This is a genomic window from Vibrio sp. 1078-1 (genome assembly GCF_033340475.1).
In genome coordinates this window covers 1-500 of sequence record NZ_JAWOWM010001004.1, presented here as the reverse complement: position 1 = coordinate 500, position 500 = coordinate 1, and the positions used below count along the sequence as shown (strand labels likewise).

At 47.2% G+C, this 500-nt stretch carries 2 pseudogenes; both read right to left on the bottom strand.

Features of this window, described 5'->3' with window-relative positions:
- A pseudogene (locus R7190_RS31320) lies at positions 1-358 on the bottom strand (ABC transporter permease); the annotation flags it as partial.
- Positions 355-500 (bottom strand): annotated as a pseudogene (locus R7190_RS31315) (ABC transporter ATP-binding protein); the annotation flags it as partial. The pseudogenes R7190_RS31315 and R7190_RS31320, both read right to left, overlap by 4 nt.

The window sequence follows — 500 nt, the reverse complement described above, 5'->3', positions numbered from 1 at the left end:
AACTATGATTGGTCCCCATCACTCGAAAGCCTTTGTGAGAGTCTCCGAGCGAAATGGGAATTGCCCAATCAACCGCGCGATGCTGGCTGAATTCTTGATAGCTTTTCCAATCGATATTATTAGTTGCGTTACCAATACGAAAGACTGAATACAGCAGTAAGTTCACTTGGCCTGAGCGTCCGCCGACAATCAGGTCCGTTCCTGAAATGGTGTTCGCAAAGCTGTCTTTTGCTTGAGTGCGGATACGTTCTACGCCAAGCAGCAAGATTACCGATATTGCTACCGTCATGATCGTCAACACCGCTGTCGCTTTGCGGTTCATCAAGCTTTTCCAAGCGAGTTTGATTACAGCACTCACGCTAGCGCCTCCATGTCACTGCTTTGGTTTATTTCTGGCAGATTAATGGTGCGATCGAACAAGCTTTCCAGAGTTGGATCATGGCTGACAAAGATTAATGTCGCGTTGGCTTGATTAGCCTGTTCCATCAGCAGTTCGATGA